Source organism: Micromonospora sp. L5 (assembly GCF_000177655.2).
Lineage (GTDB): Bacteria > Actinomycetota > Actinomycetes > Mycobacteriales > Micromonosporaceae > Micromonospora > Micromonospora aurantiaca.
The window spans coordinates 352725-368463 of the sequence record NC_014815.1; the positions used below are offsets into that span (position 1 = coordinate 352725).

General features: G+C 72.2%; 18 protein-coding genes. 15 read left to right on the forward strand and 3 right to left on the reverse strand.

Annotation, left to right across the window (positions count from 1 at the left end; translation table 11 throughout):
* Positions 1 to 4 precede the first annotated feature (4 nt).
* Both ML5_RS01805 and ML5_RS01810 read left to right on the forward strand, forming a co-directional pair.
* Positions 5 to 1261 carry an MFS transporter gene (locus ML5_RS01805; RefSeq protein ID WP_013473546.1) on the forward strand — a complete coding sequence of 419 codons (1257 nt, stop codon included), beginning with the start codon at positions 5 to 7 and terminating at the stop codon, positions 1259 to 1261.
* 136 nt (positions 1262 to 1397) lie between these two features.
* Positions 1398 to 2249, forward strand: coding sequence for a menaquinone biosynthetic enzyme MqnA/MqnD family protein (locus ML5_RS01810; RefSeq protein WP_013283584.1), 852 nt, complete (start codon positions 1398 to 1400; stop codon positions 2247 to 2249).
* A 67-nt stretch (positions 2250 to 2316) separates the two neighbouring features.
* On the opposite strand, the gene ML5_RS01815 is transcribed toward ML5_RS01810, so the two are convergent.
* Both ML5_RS01815 and ML5_RS01820 read right to left on the reverse strand, forming a co-directional pair.
* Positions 2317 to 3252: a hypothetical protein gene (locus tag ML5_RS01815; RefSeq protein WP_013283585.1), complete on the reverse strand. Its 936-nt coding sequence runs from the start codon at positions 3250 to 3252 to the stop codon at positions 2317 to 2319.
* Complete coding sequence (locus ML5_RS01820) at positions 3252 to 4232, reverse strand: hypothetical protein (protein WP_013473547.1); 981 nt, start codon at positions 4230 to 4232, stop codon at positions 3252 to 3254. The genes ML5_RS01815 and ML5_RS01820 overlap by 1 nt, the downstream gene beginning before the upstream one ends.
* Positions 4233 to 4591: 359 nt before the next feature.
* Between ML5_RS01820 and paaA the strand changes: the two genes are divergently transcribed.
* Genes paaA through paaE form a run of 5 tightly spaced genes read left to right on the forward strand, consistent with a single transcriptional unit; the run spans position 4592 to position 8300 of the window.
* Positions 4592 to 5656: a 1,2-phenylacetyl-CoA epoxidase subunit PaaA gene (paaA, locus tag ML5_RS01825; protein WP_013283587.1), complete on the forward strand. Its 1065-nt coding sequence runs from the start codon at positions 4592 to 4594 to the stop codon at positions 5654 to 5656.
* A complete protein-coding gene (gene paaB, locus ML5_RS01830) occupies positions 5653 to 5940 on the forward strand; it encodes a 1,2-phenylacetyl-CoA epoxidase subunit PaaB (RefSeq protein WP_013283588.1) in 288 nt (95 codons plus the stop codon). Before paaA ends, paaB begins: the two co-directional genes overlap by 4 nt.
* Positions 5937 to 6659, forward strand: a complete 723-nt coding sequence (gene paaC, locus ML5_RS01835; protein WP_013473548.1) for a 1,2-phenylacetyl-CoA epoxidase subunit PaaC — start codon at positions 5937 to 5939, stop codon at positions 6657 to 6659. The genes paaB and paaC overlap by 4 nt, the downstream gene beginning before the upstream one ends.
* Before the next feature lie 55 nt (positions 6660 to 6714).
* Positions 6715 to 7191 (forward strand): 1,2-phenylacetyl-CoA epoxidase subunit PaaD, encoded by a 477-nt coding sequence (gene paaD / locus ML5_RS01840; RefSeq protein WP_013283590.1) that lies wholly within the window; start codon positions 6715 to 6717, stop codon positions 7189 to 7191.
* Positions 7188 to 8300: a 1,2-phenylacetyl-CoA epoxidase subunit PaaE gene (paaE, locus tag ML5_RS01845; protein WP_013473549.1), complete on the forward strand. Its 1113-nt coding sequence runs from the start codon at positions 7188 to 7190 to the stop codon at positions 8298 to 8300. The genes paaD and paaE overlap by 4 nt, the downstream gene beginning before the upstream one ends.
* 12 nt (positions 8301 to 8312) lie before the next feature.
* Here paaE and ML5_RS01850 read toward each other — a convergent pair whose 3' ends face one another.
* Complete coding sequence (locus tag ML5_RS01850; protein WP_143766922.1) at positions 8313 to 8963, reverse strand: hypothetical protein; 651 nt, start codon at positions 8961 to 8963, stop codon at positions 8313 to 8315.
* A gap of 104 nt (positions 8964 to 9067) precedes the next feature.
* Here ML5_RS01850 and ML5_RS01855 point away from each other — a divergent pair, with 104 nt between their 5' ends.
* The 8 genes from ML5_RS01855 to ML5_RS01890 all read left to right on the forward strand — a co-directional run bounded on the left by ML5_RS01855 (position 9068) and on the right by ML5_RS01890 (position 15728).
* Positions 9068 to 9346 (forward strand): type II toxin-antitoxin system Phd/YefM family antitoxin, encoded by a 279-nt coding sequence (locus ML5_RS01855; protein WP_013283593.1) that lies wholly within the window; start codon positions 9068 to 9070, stop codon positions 9344 to 9346.
* Positions 9343 to 9753 carry a type II toxin-antitoxin system VapC family toxin gene (locus ML5_RS01860; RefSeq protein WP_013473551.1) on the forward strand — a complete coding sequence of 137 codons (411 nt, stop codon included), beginning with the start codon at positions 9343 to 9345 and terminating at the stop codon, positions 9751 to 9753. The genes ML5_RS01855 and ML5_RS01860 overlap by 4 nt, the downstream gene beginning before the upstream one ends.
* Before the next feature lie 73 nt (positions 9754 to 9826).
* Positions 9827 to 11017 carry a cyclic dehypoxanthinyl futalosine synthase gene (mqnC, locus tag ML5_RS01865; RefSeq protein ID WP_013283595.1) on the forward strand — a complete coding sequence of 397 codons (1191 nt, stop codon included), beginning with the start codon at positions 9827 to 9829 and terminating at the stop codon, positions 11015 to 11017.
* 442 nt (positions 11018 to 11459) lie between these two features.
* The gene (locus ML5_RS01870) at positions 11460 to 12716 is read left to right on the forward strand and encodes a hypothetical protein (RefSeq protein WP_013473552.1); all 1257 of its coding nucleotides are present in this window, start codon (positions 11460 to 11462) and stop codon (positions 12714 to 12716) included.
* Positions 12717 to 12815: 99 nt separating this feature from the next.
* Positions 12816 to 13526, forward strand: coding sequence for a demethylmenaquinone methyltransferase (locus ML5_RS01875; protein WP_013283598.1), 711 nt, complete (start codon positions 12816 to 12818; stop codon positions 13524 to 13526).
* A 74-nt stretch (positions 13527 to 13600) separates the two neighbouring features.
* Entirely contained in the window at positions 13601 to 13819 is a 219-nt protein-coding gene (locus ML5_RS01880; RefSeq protein WP_013473553.1) for a hypothetical protein, read from the forward strand.
* 134 nt (positions 13820 to 13953) lie between these two features.
* Positions 13954 to 15228: a geranylgeranyl reductase family protein gene (locus ML5_RS01885; RefSeq protein ID WP_013473554.1), complete on the forward strand. Its 1275-nt coding sequence runs from the start codon at positions 13954 to 13956 to the stop codon at positions 15226 to 15228.
* 134 nt (positions 15229 to 15362) lie between these two features.
* Positions 15363 to 15728, forward strand: a complete 366-nt coding sequence (locus ML5_RS01890; protein WP_013283601.1) for an NADH-quinone oxidoreductase subunit A — start codon at positions 15363 to 15365, stop codon at positions 15726 to 15728.
* Positions 15729 to 15739 lie beyond the last annotated feature (11 nt).

The following is a 15739-nucleotide window of genomic DNA, read 5'->3' on the forward strand; positions in this document are numbered from 1 at the left end:
AAGCATGTCCTTCACAACTGACGAGTCGCGCTGGCCGGACGTCTGGCTCGCGGCCACCGCGCGCGGCATCTCCAGTTGCGGGGACTTCCTCGCCGCGGCCACGCTCACGCTCGCCCTCCAGTCCGCCGGCGCCGGCGGACTCGCCGTCTCCGGGCTGCTGCTCGCCGCGACGTTGCCGCTCGTGGTGCTCGCGCCGCTGACCGGCCGGCTCGCCGACCGGGTGGACAGCCGGCTGCTGCTCGTCGCCGCCGGTCTCGCGCAGGCCGCGGTCTGCCTGGCCCTCGCGTACGCGCGGGATCCGGTGCTGGTGATCGCACTCGTGGCGCTGCTCGCGACCGGGCTCGCGGTCACCCAGCCGGCGATCGCCGCGCTGGTGCCGGTGATGGTCCGGCCCGAGGACCTGCCCCGGGCGGGCGCGCTCAACCAGACCGCCGGGACGCTCGGCGCGCTCGCCGGTCCGGCGCTGGCCGGGCTGCTCGTCGGGCAGTTCGGCACCCGGGTGCCGCTGCTCGTCGACGCGTTCAGCTACCTCGCGCTGGTGGCGGCCGGGCTGCTCATCCGTACCCGCAGGGGAGGGCGCCGGACGCCGGCCGCGGTCGCCGCGGCGGTCGCGCCCGCGTGGCGGCTGCGCCGCGACCCGCTGCTGACGGTGATGGTCGGCAGCGTGGCCGCCGTGATTGGCGCGGTCGGCGCGGTGAACGTGATCGAGGTCTTCTTCATCCGGGAGACGCTCGGCAGCAGCACCACCGTGTACGGCCTGGTCACCGGCTCCTGGACGCTCGGCATCGTGCTCGGCGCGTGGCTGTTCGCCCGGGTCGCCCGCCGGCTCGCCGACGACGGCGCGCTGCTCGGGGCCGGGCTGGTGCTGCTCGGCGGCTGCTGCCTGGCGGTGCTCGTCTCGGCCGCGGTGCCCTCGGCCTGGCTGCTCGTGCCCATCTGGCTGGCGGGCGGCGTGGCAAACGGTGGCAACAACGTCTTCGACCAGTTGCTGCTGGCCCGGCGGGTGCCCGAGGCGTCCCGGGGTCGGGCGTTCGCGGTCTTCGGAGCGGCGGCGCAGGGGGCGGCGATGGGCGGCTACCTGGTCGGGGGCCTGCTGCTGGAGGTGGCCGGCCCGCGCGTCCTGATCGCCGGCTGCGGCGTGGCCGGCCTGCTGGTCGTGGTGGCGCTGCTCGGGCCGGTTCGCCGCGCGGTACGCGCCGAGCGCGCCGCCGCCCGTACGGCCACGCCTGCCGCCGTCTCCGTGGTGGCGAAGTCCGTCTGACCGCTGGTGTTAAGAAGGGGCCCTTCCTCTACCGGAGGCGTTAACAAGGGGCCCTTCCTTCCCGCCGGGTGCGGAGTTCACCACTCGATCGGATCCCCCGGCGGCGCGGCGGAAGCCACGGCGATACGGTCGGGTCATGGCCGACCGCATCGCCCGCCCCCGGGTGGGGCACATCCAGTTCCTCAACTGCCTGCCCATCTACTGGGGGCTGATGCGGTCCGGCGCGCTGATCGACGTCGACCTGCACAAGGACTCGCCGGACCGGCTGAGCGCCGACCTGGTCGCCGGTGACCTGGACATCGGCCCGATCACGCTGGTGGAGTTCCTCAAGCACGCCGACGACCTGCTGCTCCTGCCCGACCTGGCGGTCGGCAGCGACGGGCCGGTGCTCTCGGTGAACGTGGTGTCCACCCGCCCGCTGGGCGAGCTGGACGGCGCCCGGGTGGCGCTCGGCTCCACCTCGCGTACCGGGGTGCTGCTGGCCCAGCTGCTGCTCGCCGAGCGGCACGGCGTGCGCCCGGAGTACTTCCGCTGCCCGCCGGACCTGACCCAGATGCTGCTGGAGGCCGACGCCGGAGTGCTCATCGGCGACGTGGCGCTGCGCGCGCTCTACGAGGCGCCGGCCAAGGGCCTCGAGGTGACCGACCTGGGGCAGGCGTGGCACGACTGGACCGGCCTGCCGATGGTGTTCGCCGTCTGGGCGGTACGCCGCGAGTTCGCCGCCGCCCACCCGGGCCTGGTCAAGGAGGTGCACGAGGCGTTCCTGCGCTCGCGCGACCTGTGCCTGGCCGAGCTGGACCAGGTGGCGGAGGCGGCGGCCCGCTGGGAGACGTTCGACGCGGCCACGCTCGCCACGTACTTCCGGGCGCTCGACTTCTCGCTGGGCGAGCGGCAGGTGGCCGGGCTGCGCGAGTTCGCCCGCCGGGCGGCCGCGCACGGGGAGGTGCCGGCGCTGCCGGCCGGCGGCCCGGAGTTCTTCCAGGGCTGACCGAGAGGGATGGCCGCGCGGGCCGCGCGAGGGCCGGCCGCGCGGAGTCAGGCCGGGCGTGCCTGGGTCAGGTCGCGGGGCGCAGCAGCGCCTTGGTGATCCGTTCGCAGGCGTCCATGCCGTACTCCCAGCCGCCTTCGACGCCGAACGGGGTGCGCAGCATCACGCCCATCGTCCAGGTGTCGCCGATGGCCAGGCAGTTGACGTGGTACTCCTCTTCCTTGTCCCGGTCGATCCACCCGTTCTTGATGGCGATCTTCTTCTGCTGGGCCGCCGGGAACGCCTTGCGGATGCCGAAGTCGCCGGGGGCGCGTACCTGGCGCATCTCGTTGAGCAGCCACTTGGTCCACTTCGGCCCGGCCGCCCGACCGTCGTCGATGCAGAGACCGAGGCGCGCGGTGTCCCGAGGGGACAGCTCGGTGCGGCTCCAGCCGCCGTCGGAGGCGACCTCGCTGTCGGTCAGCCTGCAGATCGAGATCAGCCGCTCGATCGAGTCCGAGCCGCCGACGTTCTCGTAGAACTCCTGCGCCCGGGTGTTGTCGCTGTCCCGGATGATCTTCGTGGCGTCGGCCAGCTTCGCGTCGCTCGGCGTCCGGCCTTCCGCGGCGCTCAGGCGCAGGTAGTCGGCCACCACCCAGGACTTGATCAGGGACGCGGTGGTGCTCGTCTCGCCCATGTTCGCCGAGCCGATGATCTTCCCGGTGCGCTTGTCCAGGACGGACCAGGCGTACCAGCCCTTGATCTTGAGGCTGTCCAGGTTCTTCGCCTGGAACGGCAGCGGGGCGATCGACGGTGAGGGGGCGACACGCGGCGCGTTGCGGTCGACGGACTGCTGCGTGGACCGTTCGCTCGTCGGCTCGGGATGCGAGTTCGCGGTGGCCTCCAGCGGGGAGCCGGGGATCACACGCAGGGAGAGGCCGAGCAGGCCGACGAGGGCCGCAGCCAGGGCGCTGAACGCGAGCGGGCGCCGGTAGCTGCCGGGCCGACGCCGGGCACCGGCCATCAGAGCTTCCCGACCGGCTGTTGCGGCACCTTGAGCGCGGCGCCGGGCTGCGGCGCCACGAGCTGGGTGGCGACGGCGGCGCACATCTTCGCACCGTACGGCAGACCGGAGCTGCCCGGGTACCGCATCATCACGGAGAGACTCCACTTGTCGGTGAACGCCAGGCAGCTGACGTGCCAGTTGCCGTCGTAGGCGAGCTGCGTCCAGCCGTTCTTCATGTGCACCGGGCCCTGCGACTTGATCGTCGCCGGCAGGCCGTCGATGATGCCCCACCGGCCGCCGCCGGACCGCGCGCCCTGCTTGCTGACGCTGCCGGCCACCTTGGTCATCTCGCTGAGCAGCCACTTGGTCCACTTGGGGCCGGCGGCGCGGCCGTCGGCGATGCAGTCGCCGAGGCGGGCCGCGTCCCGGGGGGACATCTCGGTGAAGCTCCACCAGCCCTTGTAGTCGGGCACGCTGCCGGGCCTGGTGTCGGTCAGGCCGCAGATCTGGATCGCCCGCGCGATGACCGGGTCGGGCCGGCCGCCCGGCTGGGGCTTGTAGGAACCGCCCGCCGCCCGGTACACCGCGTTCGCGCCGTCGTCGTCGCTGTCCCGGATCGCCAGGATCGCCGCCTTCTTGAGCCCGGCGCTCGGCTGCTTGTCGCCGAGCTGGCGAAGGTAGTCCGCGATGATCCAGGCCTTGAGCATCGACTCGGTGGAGCTGGTCTGGTTCATGTTCTTCGCGCCGGTGACGGTGCCGGTCTCGCGGTCCATCAGGGCCCAGGAGAAGAACTCACCCTTGAAGTTCACCGACACCGGGGCGTCGGCGAGCGTCGGGGGCGCCGGCGCGGTCGGTGCCGGCGCCGGGACCTGCTCGCCGCCGCCGAGGCCGCCCGCGCCGTCTCCGCCGGAGAGCTTCGCGTACGCGGCCGGCACCAGCATGACGCCGCCGATGAGGACCGCCACGATGGCGAGCACCAAGGTCACGCGAGGTCGCATGAGTGGTGAGCTCCAGATGTCTGGCCGGGGGGACCGGCGCTTCCGCATGGGTTCGGCCCGGTCGCCACTAGGCCGGGGGACGGTGGCCTGAACGGTGACGATCATGAAGCCGAACGGTTTGCCGGTCGGAAGTCTACTTCCGGACAGCGCGGATGCCAGGTCTCGACACCCGTGACTTTGCCGGGTGGGCGGGATATTGAGCGGCTTTGCCGCTCTTGGGGGATTTCTGCGATTCGCAGTGATCGACATCACAGCCACCAGGGCCGATGGCGGCGTGCGCACGTCCGGTGACGCGAGGTGGCCCTCGAAACCTGTTACACCCTCTGGTGTCATTCGTGGCGAGCTGTAACACTGGCTGCATGTATGGCAACGACTTCGCCCCGCCGGAGGACGCTCCGGGCGGCGGCCTGCTCGGCGAGGTGGAGGCGGCGGAGGCGGCGCTGCGCGAGGCGGCGGCGCGCGCCCGGCGCGGTGGTCCGGCCCCGGACGAGGACGTCGAGGCGTACTTCGCCGACGTCATCAACGCGGACCAGAAGATCGAACCCCGCGACTGGATGCCCGAGGCGTACCGCAGGACGCTGATCCGGCAGATCGCCCAGCACGCCCACTCCGAGATCATCGGTATGCAGCCGGAGGGCAACTGGATCAGCCGGGCGCCCTCGCTCAAGCGCAAGGCGATCCTGCTGGCCAAGGTGCAGGACGAGGCCGGTCACGGCCTCTACCTCTACGCGGCCGCCGAGACGCTCGGGATCAGCCGCGACGAGCTGGTGGATCTGCTGCTCGACGGCCGGCAGAAGTACAGCTCGATCTTCAACTACCCGACCCTGACCTGGGCCGACGTGGGTGCGATCGGCTGGCTCGTGGACGGCGCGGCGATCGTCAACCAGGTGCCGCTGTGCCGCTGCTCCTACGGCCCGTACGCCCGGGCGATGATCCGGGTCTGCAAGGAGGAGTCGTTCCACCAGCGGCAGGGCTACGAGATCCTGCACACGCTGGCGCACGGCACCCCGGCGCAGAAGGCGATGGCCCAGGACGCGGTGGACCGCTGGTGGTACCCGTCACTGGCCATGTTCGGCCCGCCGGACGGCGACTCGACGCACAGCGCCCAGTCCATGGCCTGGAAGATCAAGCGTTTCTCCAACGACGAGCTGCGCCAGCGCTTCGTCGACATGTGCGTCGGCCAGGCGGAGGTGCTCGGCCTCACCCTCCCCGACCCGGACCTGCGCTGGAACGACGAGCGGCAGGCGTACGACTACACCCAGCCCGACTACGACGAGCTGATGCGGGTGATCAAGGGCAACGGGCCGTGCAACCGGGAGCGCATGGCGCACCGGCGCAAGGCGCACGCCGACGGCGCGTGGGTACGGGAGGCCGCCGCGGCGTACGCCGCGAAGCGGGCGGAACGAAAGGCGGTAGCGGCATGAACAGCGCGTCCTCTCCCCTGTGGGAGGTCTTCGTGCGGGCCCGCCGTGGCCTGTCGCACACGCACGTCGGCAGCCTGCACGCCCCCGACGCCGAGCTGGCCCTGCGCAACGCGCGGGATCTCTACACCCGCCGCCAGGAGGGCGTCTCCATCTGGGTGGTGCCGGCGAGCGCGATCACCGCGTCCAGCCCGGACGAGAAGGACGCGTTCTTCGACCCGGCCGCCGACAAGGTCTACCGCCACCCGACGTTCTACGAGGTCCCCGAAGGGGCTGCGCACCTATGAGCCTGTTCGACTTCACGCTGGCCGTCGGCGACGACGCGCTCATCGCCGCGCAGCGCCTCGGTGAGTGGACCTCCCGCGCGCCCGAGATGGAGGAGGACATCGCCCTCGCCAACATCGCCCTGGACCAGCTCGGCGCGGCGCGGCTGCTGCTCACGTACGCGGGCGAGCTGGAGGGCGCGGGCCGCGACGAGGACGACCTGGCCTACCTTCGCGACGACCGCGAGTTCCGCAACTGCCTGCTGGTCGAGCTGCCGAACGGCGACTTCGGCGTGACCATGGCGAAGCTGTTCTTCCTGGCCGCGTACCAGTCGCCGCTCTACACGGCGCTGGCCGGCTGCGCTGACGAGCGGCTGGCCGCGGTCGGGGCGAAGGCGCGCAAGGAGTCGGCGTACCACCTGGACCACGCCTCGCTGTGGGTGAAGCGGCTCGGCGACGGCACCGAGGAGTCGCACCGGCGCATGCAGGACGCGGTCGACCAGGTGTGGCCGTACGTCCACGAGCTGTTCGCCCCGGACCCGGCGGCGCCGGTCGACCCGTCCACCCTTCGGGCCGACTTCGACGCCGCCGTGTCCGCCGTGCTGGACGAGGCCACGCTGATCCGGCCGGAGACGGGCTGGGCGCCCGGTGGCGGCCGGGACGGCCTGCACACCGAGCACCTCTCCTACCTGCTCGCCGAGATGCAGGTGCTGCACCGCGCCCACCCCGGAGCGAGCTGGTGAGCGCGAGGAGTGCAGCGGAGCGGAGCCCCGCAGTCGCGAACGGAGGGTGGCGCTGGTGACCGACGCCAGGGCGGCCGCGGCGGCGGTGGTGGACCCGGAGATCCGCGTCATCACCATCGACGAGCTGGGCATCCTGCGCGCTGTCGACGAGGAACCGGACACCGGCCGGGTCGTCGTCACCATCACCCCCACCTACACCGGCTGCCCGGCCATGGACGTGATCCGGGAGGACATCCGCCGGGCGCTGGCCGCCGCCGGGCACCCGGACGCCGAGGTCCGCACCGTCTACCACCCGGCGTGGAGCACCGACTGGATCTCCGAGGCCGGCCGGGCCAAGCTCGCCGCCGCCGGCATCGCCCCGCCCGCGCCGCGCGGCGACGACACGGTGGTGCCGCTGACCCTCGCCGTACGCTGTCCGCGCTGCGGGTCGCCGGAGACCACCCAGATCAGCCGCTTCGGCTCCACCGCGTGCAAGGCGCTGTGGCGCTGCCGCTCCTGTTCCGAACCCTTCGACCACCTGAAGGCGCTGTGACTGTCACCATCACCCGGCCGGTGCGCCGCCGGCCGGTCTTCCATCCGCTGCCCGTCGCCTCCGTGGACCGGCTCACCGACGACTCGGTGTCGATCACGTTCGCGGTACCGGAGGAGCTGCGCGAGACCTTCGCGTTCTCCGCCGGGCAGCACCTCACCGTCCGCCGCCCGGCCGACGGCGACGGCGAGGAGGTGCGGCGGTCGTACTCGATCTGCTCCACCCCCGACGAGCTGGCCCGGCACGGCCGGTTGCGGGTCGGGGTGCGTGAGGTTCCGGGTGGGGCGTTCTCCGCGTACGCCTGCGGCGCGCTGCGCGGCGGCGACACCGTCGAGGTGCTGCCGCCGCTGGGCCACTTCACCTCCGCGTTCACCCCGGACCGGGCCCGCCGGTACGGCGCGGTGGTCGCCGGTTCCGGCATCACCCCGGTCCTCGGGCTGGCCGCGACCGCGCTGGCGACCGAGCCGCGCAGCACGTTCACGCTCGTGTACGGCAACCGCACGGCGAACTCGGTGATGTTCGCCGAGGAACTGGCCGACCTGAAGGACCGCTACCCGACCCGGCTGCACCTGGTGCACGTGCTGTCCCGGGAGATGGGCGAGTCGGCGCTGCTGTCCGGGCGGATCGACGCCGACCGGCTGACCCGGCTGCTCGACACCGTCGTACCCGGTGACGAGATCGAGGAGTGGTTCCTCTGCGGCCCGTACGGCATGGTGGTGGACGCCAAGGCGGTGCTCGCGGGTCGCGGCGTGCCGGACGCGGCGGTGCACACCGAGCTGTTCCACGTCGACGCCCCGCCGGAGCCGGTCCGGCGCGAGACCGACCGGCCCGGGGCCGGCACCGAGGTGACGATCCTGCTGGACGGCCGCTCGTCCAGTTTCACGATGGGCCGGGACGAGCGGGTGCTCGACGCGGCTCTGCGGGTGCGCGGCGAGTTGCCGTACGCCTGCAAGGGCGGCGTGTGTTCGACCTGCCGGGCCAAGGTGACCTCAGGTGAGGTGACGATGGCGCGCAACTACGCGCTGGAGCCCGACGAGGTGGCAGCCGGTTACGTGCTGACCTGCCAGTCCAGCCCGGTCACCGACGAACTCACTGTCGACTACGACGCCTAGCGGCGCCGCCGGTCAGAACACCACGGGCGGTGCCGTGGCGGCGCGGCCACGGGCCCGGCTGACGTGCCCGCGCCACCCGCCGACCAGCGCGAGCAGGGTCCATCCCGCCGCGCCGAGCACGAGCATGCCCCGCTTACCGGCCGGGTCCACGTCCTGCGCGTCGGCCAGTTCCACCTCGCCCCGCGGGTCGACGAGCACTGTCAGTCGCTGGCCGACCCGGTAGCCGGGGGAACTGCCCCGGTAGACCAGCGGCTCGTCGAGCCGGCCGGTGCCGCCCTGGAGGACGAACTCGTGCCGCTTGCCGACGGTCTGCACGTCGGTGATGGTCACCTGCTGGGCGACGCCACGCTCCCGAAGCACCGACTCCGGGGCGAGCTGCACGGTGCCCACCAGCACGAACAGCGCAGGCAGCACCGACAGCAGGGTCAGCCACCAGCCCCGGTGCAGCAGGCGCAGGCCGACCGCGAAGGCGAGGCACCCGACCAGGGCGACGGAGATCGGCACCGCGATCGGCAGTCCCACGGTGAGGTGGGCGACCACCGCGCTGACCACGATCACGGCGAGGCCGAAGCCGACGAGCACGGCGGTCATGGTGAGGGACCAGAGGGCGGAGCGGGCGCCGGCCACGCGTACGGGGGTGGGCGGCGGCGATACGACTGGCACGCCGAGAGCGTAGGCGGGCGGCGCCAGCGCTCCGCTTCCCGCAGTGGCGTTTCGAGTCGACCGCCGTCCGTGACGCGTAGAACGTTACGTCCTACACTTGCCTCATGGAGCAGATCGCCGTCCGGGAGCTGAATCAGCACACCAGCCGGGTGCTGGCGCGGGTGCGCGCCGGTGAGACGGTCGAGGTGACCGATCGGGGTGAGCCGATCGCCCGCCTCGTCCCGGTGCTGGCCGGTGACGCGCTTCTCGGCCGGTTGGTGGCCGAGGGCCGGGCCACGGCCCCGACCACGACCGGCCCGGTCCCGATGCCGCCGGTGCTCGGGGATCCCACGGTGGACGCGGCGGCCGCGCTGGTCGAGGCGCGCGACGAGGAGCGCTGGTGATCTACCTCGACTCGGCGGCGGTCATCAAGATGCTGCGGCGGGAGGCGGAGACGGCGGATCTGCTCGGCTGGCTGAACGAGCGCGCCGGCACCGCCTTGGTGTCGTCGGCCCTGGTCGAGGTGGAGGTGCCACGGGCGTTGCGTCGCGCCGCTCCACAGGCGCTGGTGGGTGTGCCCTCGGTGCTGGGACGTCTCTACCGGGTCGAGATCGACGCCACGGTCCGGGCGACAGCGGGCGCGTATCCGGAGCCGATGCTGCGCAGCCTGGACGCCGTTCACCTCGCCACCGCCGAGATCCTGGCCCGGCAGGCGGCGGCCGAGTTCGTCGCGTTCGTCACGTACGACGAGCGGCTGCTGGAGGCGGCCAAGGCGATCGGGCTGCCAGTGGCCAGTCCGGGCATGCCCTGACCGGGTGGGTCTCTCGTCACCGGGTGAGGAGTGGCGTTTCCCGCCGTCGGGCCCGCGACGTACGCTCGGGGATGTGACGGCGAACCGGGAGATCGACGACATCCTGCAACGCGGCGCGGACGGCGGGCGGATCACGCCCGAGGAGGCGCTGCTGCTCTACACCGACGCGCCCTTCCACGCGCTGGGCGAGGCGGCCGACGCGGTACGGCGGCGCCGCTACCCGGACAACATCGTCACGTACCTGATCGACCGCAACATCAACTACACGAACGTCTGCGTGACGGCGTGCAAGTTCTGCGCGTTCTACCGGGCCCCCAAGCACAAGGAGGGGTGGACCCACCCGACCGAGGAGATCCTGCGCCGTTGCGGCGAGGCGGTCGAGCTGGGCGCCACCCAGGTCATGCTCCAGGGCGGGCACCACCCGGACTACGGCGTCGAGTACTACGAGGAGCTGTTCTCCTCCGTCAAGAAGGCGTACCCGCAGCTCGCCATCCACTCGATCGGCCCGAGCGAGATCCTGCACATGGCGAAGGTCTCCGGCGTGAGCCTGGACGAGGCCATCGCCCGGATCAAGACCGCCGGCCTGGACTCGATCGCCGGCGCCGGCGCCGAGATGCTGCCGGACCGGCCGCGTAAGGCGATCGCGCCGCTGAAGGAGTCCGGCGCGCGCTGGCTGGAGGTCATGGAGCTGGCGCACCGGCAGGGCCTGGAGTCGACGGCCACCATGATGATGGGCACCGGCGAGACGAACGCCGAGCGCATCGAGCACCTGCGGATGATCCGCGACGTGCAGGACCGCACCGGTGGTTTCCGGGCCTTCATCCCGTGGACGTACCAGCCGGAGAACAACCACCTGAAGGGCCGCACCCAGGCGACCACGCTGGAATATCTGCGCCTGGTCGCGGTGGCCCGCCTGTTCTTCGAGACGGTGCCGCACCTCCAGGCGTCCTGGCTGACCACCGGCAAGGACGTCGGGCAGCTCGCGTTGCACATGGGCGTGGACGACCTCGGCTCGATCATGCTGGAGGAGAACGTCATCTCCTCGGCCGGCGCCCGGCACCGGTCCAACCTGCACGAGCTGATCGGCATGATCCGGTCGGCCGACCGGATCCCGGCCCAGCGGGACACGCTCTACAACCGGCTCGCGGTGCACCACACGCCCGCCGACGACCCGAGCGACGACCGCGTCGTCTCGCACTTCTCGTCGATCGCCCTGCCCGGCGGCGGTGCCGGGAAGTCGCTGCCGCTGGTCGAGGTCAACTGACCCGGTCCCGCCGTTCCGCCGTTCCGCCGTTCGGCCGGTCGGTGTCCGTCGTGCGGCCGGAGCTCCGCCCGTTTCCGGTGAAGCTTCGGCCAGGGGTCTTCACCTGCGTGATCACCGGCGGCTAGCCTGCCCGCGCGACACCACCGATCCGGGCCGCGAGCAGGCAGGTAACAGGTCGGCGGCGACCCGGGTGAGCACGGCCCGGTGAGCCGACGACGCCATTACGCTGGCGGCGTCCGTCGGACCGTCGTCCTCCATCGGCCCATGAGGGCCGTTCACATAACGCACCGCGGCAGGGGCGGGATGGGTCTTCCATCCCGCCCCTGCCGTCTGCCGGGATCGATGGGAATTCCCACCGCTGCGCGGTGGCGTGACGAGGCGTCGCTCCGGTACCGTCCGTTCGTTCGGTACGTGATCACGTGTCCCTACCCCCGGGGGAACAATGACCTTCCGCTACCGGTCCACGCTGGCCCGCGCCGGCGTCGTGGCCCTGCTCTCCACCGCCGGTCTCGGCGCCGCCGCCGGCCCGGCACAGGCCGCCGACAAGGCCGACCTCCAGCTCATCCCGCTCAGCTACCAGCTCGCCAAGGGCGTCAGCGAGGCGAAGGCCAAGCCGTTCAAGTTCCAGGTGAACAACACCCTGGGGACCGTCGACGCGAAGGACGTCCGGGTCACCGTCGAGACGAAGGGCCTCAAGACCGCCAAGGTCGGCGTGCTGGTCCCGGCCGGCTGCGACATCCGTGGCACCACCTTCTCCTGCCTGCTCGGTGACCTGCCCGCCGGCACCACTGAGGACTTCGGTCTCCCGCTGTTCTCCACCGGCGGCAAGGGCGCGGCCGGCACGCTCACGGTCTCGATCAGCGCGGCGAACGGCGCCGGAGTGCTGGACACGATCGACCACGACATCACCGTCACCGAGCCGGGCTACGACCTCACGACCTGGGTCCAGGACGTGTACGCCGACGTGCGCGTGGACGGCGACGACGCCGACGAGTCCGGCCTGCGCCCGGTCCGGCCGGGCGGGACCGCGCCGCTGGACTGGGCCGTGTTCAACGACGGCAGCAAGCGCGCCACCGGCATCAAGTACGGGATCGCGCTGCCGGCCGGTGTCACTTTCGCGAAGCTGCCCGACGGCTGCGTCGAGCAGAACCTGGGTGGTTTCCTCAACGCGTACTGCGAGGACCTGGGCGCGGTGCTCAAGCCCGGCCAGTACTACACCGCCGACGTCCGGGTGACTGTCGGCGCGGACGTGACCGAGAAGCTGCTCCGGCCCGGCATCCTCTGGGCCGAGGGCCTGGACGCGGCCTCGGGTGCGCCCGAGGAGGAGCCGCGGGTCGCCAGCTCGGCGCAGCGGCGCGCGTTCGCCGAGACCGACGACGGTGACAACAGCGCGGTGTTCGACGTCTTCGTCGACCAGAGCCCGTCGACCCCGAGCCCGACGCCGACCACCCAGCCGACCTCGACGCCGACCGCCCAGCCGACGCCGACCGGCGACGCGACGGCGGTGCCGACCCCGACCGCCGGTGGTGGCGCGGGTGGCGGTAGCGGCGACGGTGGCCTGCCGGTGACCGGTATGCAGGTCGGCCTGATCGGCGGCGTCGGCGCGGCCGTGCTCGCCGCCGGCGCGGCGCTGATGATGCTGTCCCGCCGCCGCAAGGTGGTCCTTGTCGCTCCGGGCGAGGAGCGCACCGGCGACTGACCGGGGCACCGATACGCGACCAGGGCGGGGTGGGTGACCACCCCGCCCTGTCGCGTACCCGGAGGGAGGCGGGGGCGACGCGGCTGGCAGAGTGGAGGGGTGAGCCGTACCCCGCAGGGCCAGCGCGCCAGCCTGGACAAGCAGCCGCACGAGGTCGCCGCGATGTTCGACGGTGTCGCGGCCCGCTACGACCTGACGAACACCGTCCTGTCGTTCGGCCAGGACCGGTCGTGGCGGCGGGCCACCCGGGCGGCGCTCGGGCTGCGGCCGGGCGAGCGGGTGCTGGACGTGGGTGCCGGCACCGGCGTGTCGACCGAGGAACTGGCCCACTCCGGGGCGTACGCGGTGGGTGCGGACCTGTCGCTGGGCATGCTGCACGCCGGCAAGCGCACCCGTCCGTCGGTGCCGCTGCTGGCCGGGGACGCGCTTCGGCTGCCGTTCGCCGACGCCAGCTTCGACGCGGTGACCATCTCCTTCGCGCTGCGCAACGTCAACGACACCGACGCGGCGCTGGCCGAGCTGGCCCGGGTGACCCGGCCGGGCGGGCGGCTCGTGGTCTGCGAGTTCAGCACTCCGGTGAACCCGGCGTTCCGCACCGTCTACCTGTCGTACCTGATGCGTTCGTTGCCGGCGGTGGCCCGCGCGGTGTCGAGCAACCCGGACGCCTACGTCTACCTGGCGGAGTCGATCCGGGCCTGGCCGGACCAGGCGGCGCTGGCCGCGCGGATCGGCGCGGCCGGCTGGGGCCGGGTGGCGTGGCGCAACCTGACCGGCGGCGTTGTGGCGCTGCACCGGGCAGTCCGAAACTGACCGCCCGGCCAGCGAACGCTGGTCATTTCGTGAATATCCGATTTTGGTCTACTTTGTCCCGTAGGCTCGCCCCCATGACGGGACCAGACCAGGCCGCCACCGACGACGACGCCGCCGAGCTGATCGCGCAGCTCCGCGAGCTGGCCGGCGCGGATCCCGCCGATGTCCGGCAGGTCGTCGCCGAGGTGCTGGCCGCGCTGGACCGGGCCGCCGGTGGCGCGTTGCGCGACCACCTGCCCGAGGCCATCCGCCTCGACGCCGGGCTCGGACCGGCCGCGCAGGTGCGCCCCTGACCGGTCTCGACGCTCTTACCGGCGCGTTTCCGCGAAGTTAGGCCCCCCTCAGCGCGTACTGGTGTAACGCCGGTCATAGACTCCAACCGGATCGGCTTGTGAAGCATTTCACGAGCATGCGGGAGGAGGCGCGGATGACCGCGGTGGAGAACGACGCCGACGTCATCGTCGTGGGCGCCGGTCCCGGAGGATCGGCCACGGCGTACCACCTGGCGCGGCACGGCGTACGCGTGCTGCTGCTGGAGAAGACGGAGTTTCCCCGGGAGAAGGTCTGCGGCGACGGGCTCACGCCTCGCGCCGTACGGCAGCTGATCCGGATGGGCGTGGACACCTCGCCCGAGGCGGGCTGGCTGCACAACAAGGGCCTGCGGGTGATCGGCGGCGGCATACGCCTGGAACTGGACTGGCCCGACCTGGCCAGCTTCCCCAACTACGGCCTGGTGCGCACCCGGCTCGACTTCGACGACCTGCTCGCCCAGCGTGCGGTCGCCGCCGGGGCGAAGCTCCAGACCAGCGTCAGCGTCCTCGGGCCGGTGCTCGGCGCCGACGACCGGGTGATCGGCGTGCAGGCCGAGGTCGGCCCGGACAAGGAACCCGCCACGTTCCACGCGCCGCTCGTGGTCGCCGCCGACGGCGTCTCCGGCCGCTTCCCGCTCGCCCTCGGGCTCGCCAAGCGGGAGGACCGCCCGATCGGCGTGGCCGTCCGCCGCTACTACCGCTCGCCCGCCAAGCACGACGACGACTACCTGGAGTCCTGGCTGGAGCTGCGGGCCAAGGGCAGCGACGCGCTGCTGCCCGGCTACGGCTGGATCTTCGGCCTCGGCGACGGCCGGGTGAACGTCGGCCTGGGCGTGCTGAACTCCTCCTCGGCGTTCGGCAAGACGAACTACCGCAAGCTGCTCACCGACTGGCTCGCGAACACCCCCGAGGACTGGGGGATGACCGACGAGTCCAACGCGGAGGGTCCGATCCTCGGCGCCGCGCTGCCGATGGGCTTCAACCGCGTGCCGCACTACACCCGCGGCGTGCTGCTCGTCGGTGACTCCGGCGGCATGGTCAACCCGTTCAACGGCGAGGGCATCGCGTACGCGATGGAGTCGGGCGAGATGGCCGCGGAGGTCGTGGTGCAGGCGCTCGCCCGCCCGGCCGGCGCGGAGCGGGAGCGGGCGCTGATGGCGTACCCGCAGGAGCTGAAGGCCCGCTTCGGCGGCTACTACCGCCTCGGCGGCGTCTTCGTGAAGCTCATCGGCCGCCCCGAGATCATGCGGATGGCGACCAAGCACGGCATGCCGCACCCGATGCTCATGCGCTTCGTGCTCAAGCTGCTGGCCAACCTGACCGACCCGCGCGGCGGGGACGCGATGGACCGGGTCATCAACGCGATGACGAAGGTGGCTCCGGCCGTGTAGAAGACGACCGGCCCGAGGCGGAACGTCCACGGGCCGGACAGAGATCGACCCCCGCCGACCGAGGTCGTGAGGGACGTGAATAGTGTGATTTTGGCCAACCACCGAGGTCAGGGAAGGACGAGCAGGGGACAACGATGACGCTCTCTCCTTACGCACCCATCATCGGGCTGTTCGCCCTCGCTGCGGCGTTCGCGCTGTTCTCCGTGGCCGCTGCCCGACTCGCCGGCCCGCGGCGTCTGAACAAGGCCAAGCTCGAGGCGTACGAGTGTGGCATCGAGCCGAGCCCGCAGCCGGTCGGCGGCGGCCGGTTCCCGATCAAGTTCTACCTGACGGCGATGCTCTTCATCGTCTTCGACATCGAGATCATCTTCCTCTACCCCTGGGCGGTCTCCTTCGACGCCCTGCCGATCTTCGGCTTCGTGGAGATGGTCCTGTTCATCGTCGCGGTCTTCGTCGCGTACGCCTATGTCTGGCGTCGCGGCGGCCTGGACTGGGACTGAGGAGGTAGCAG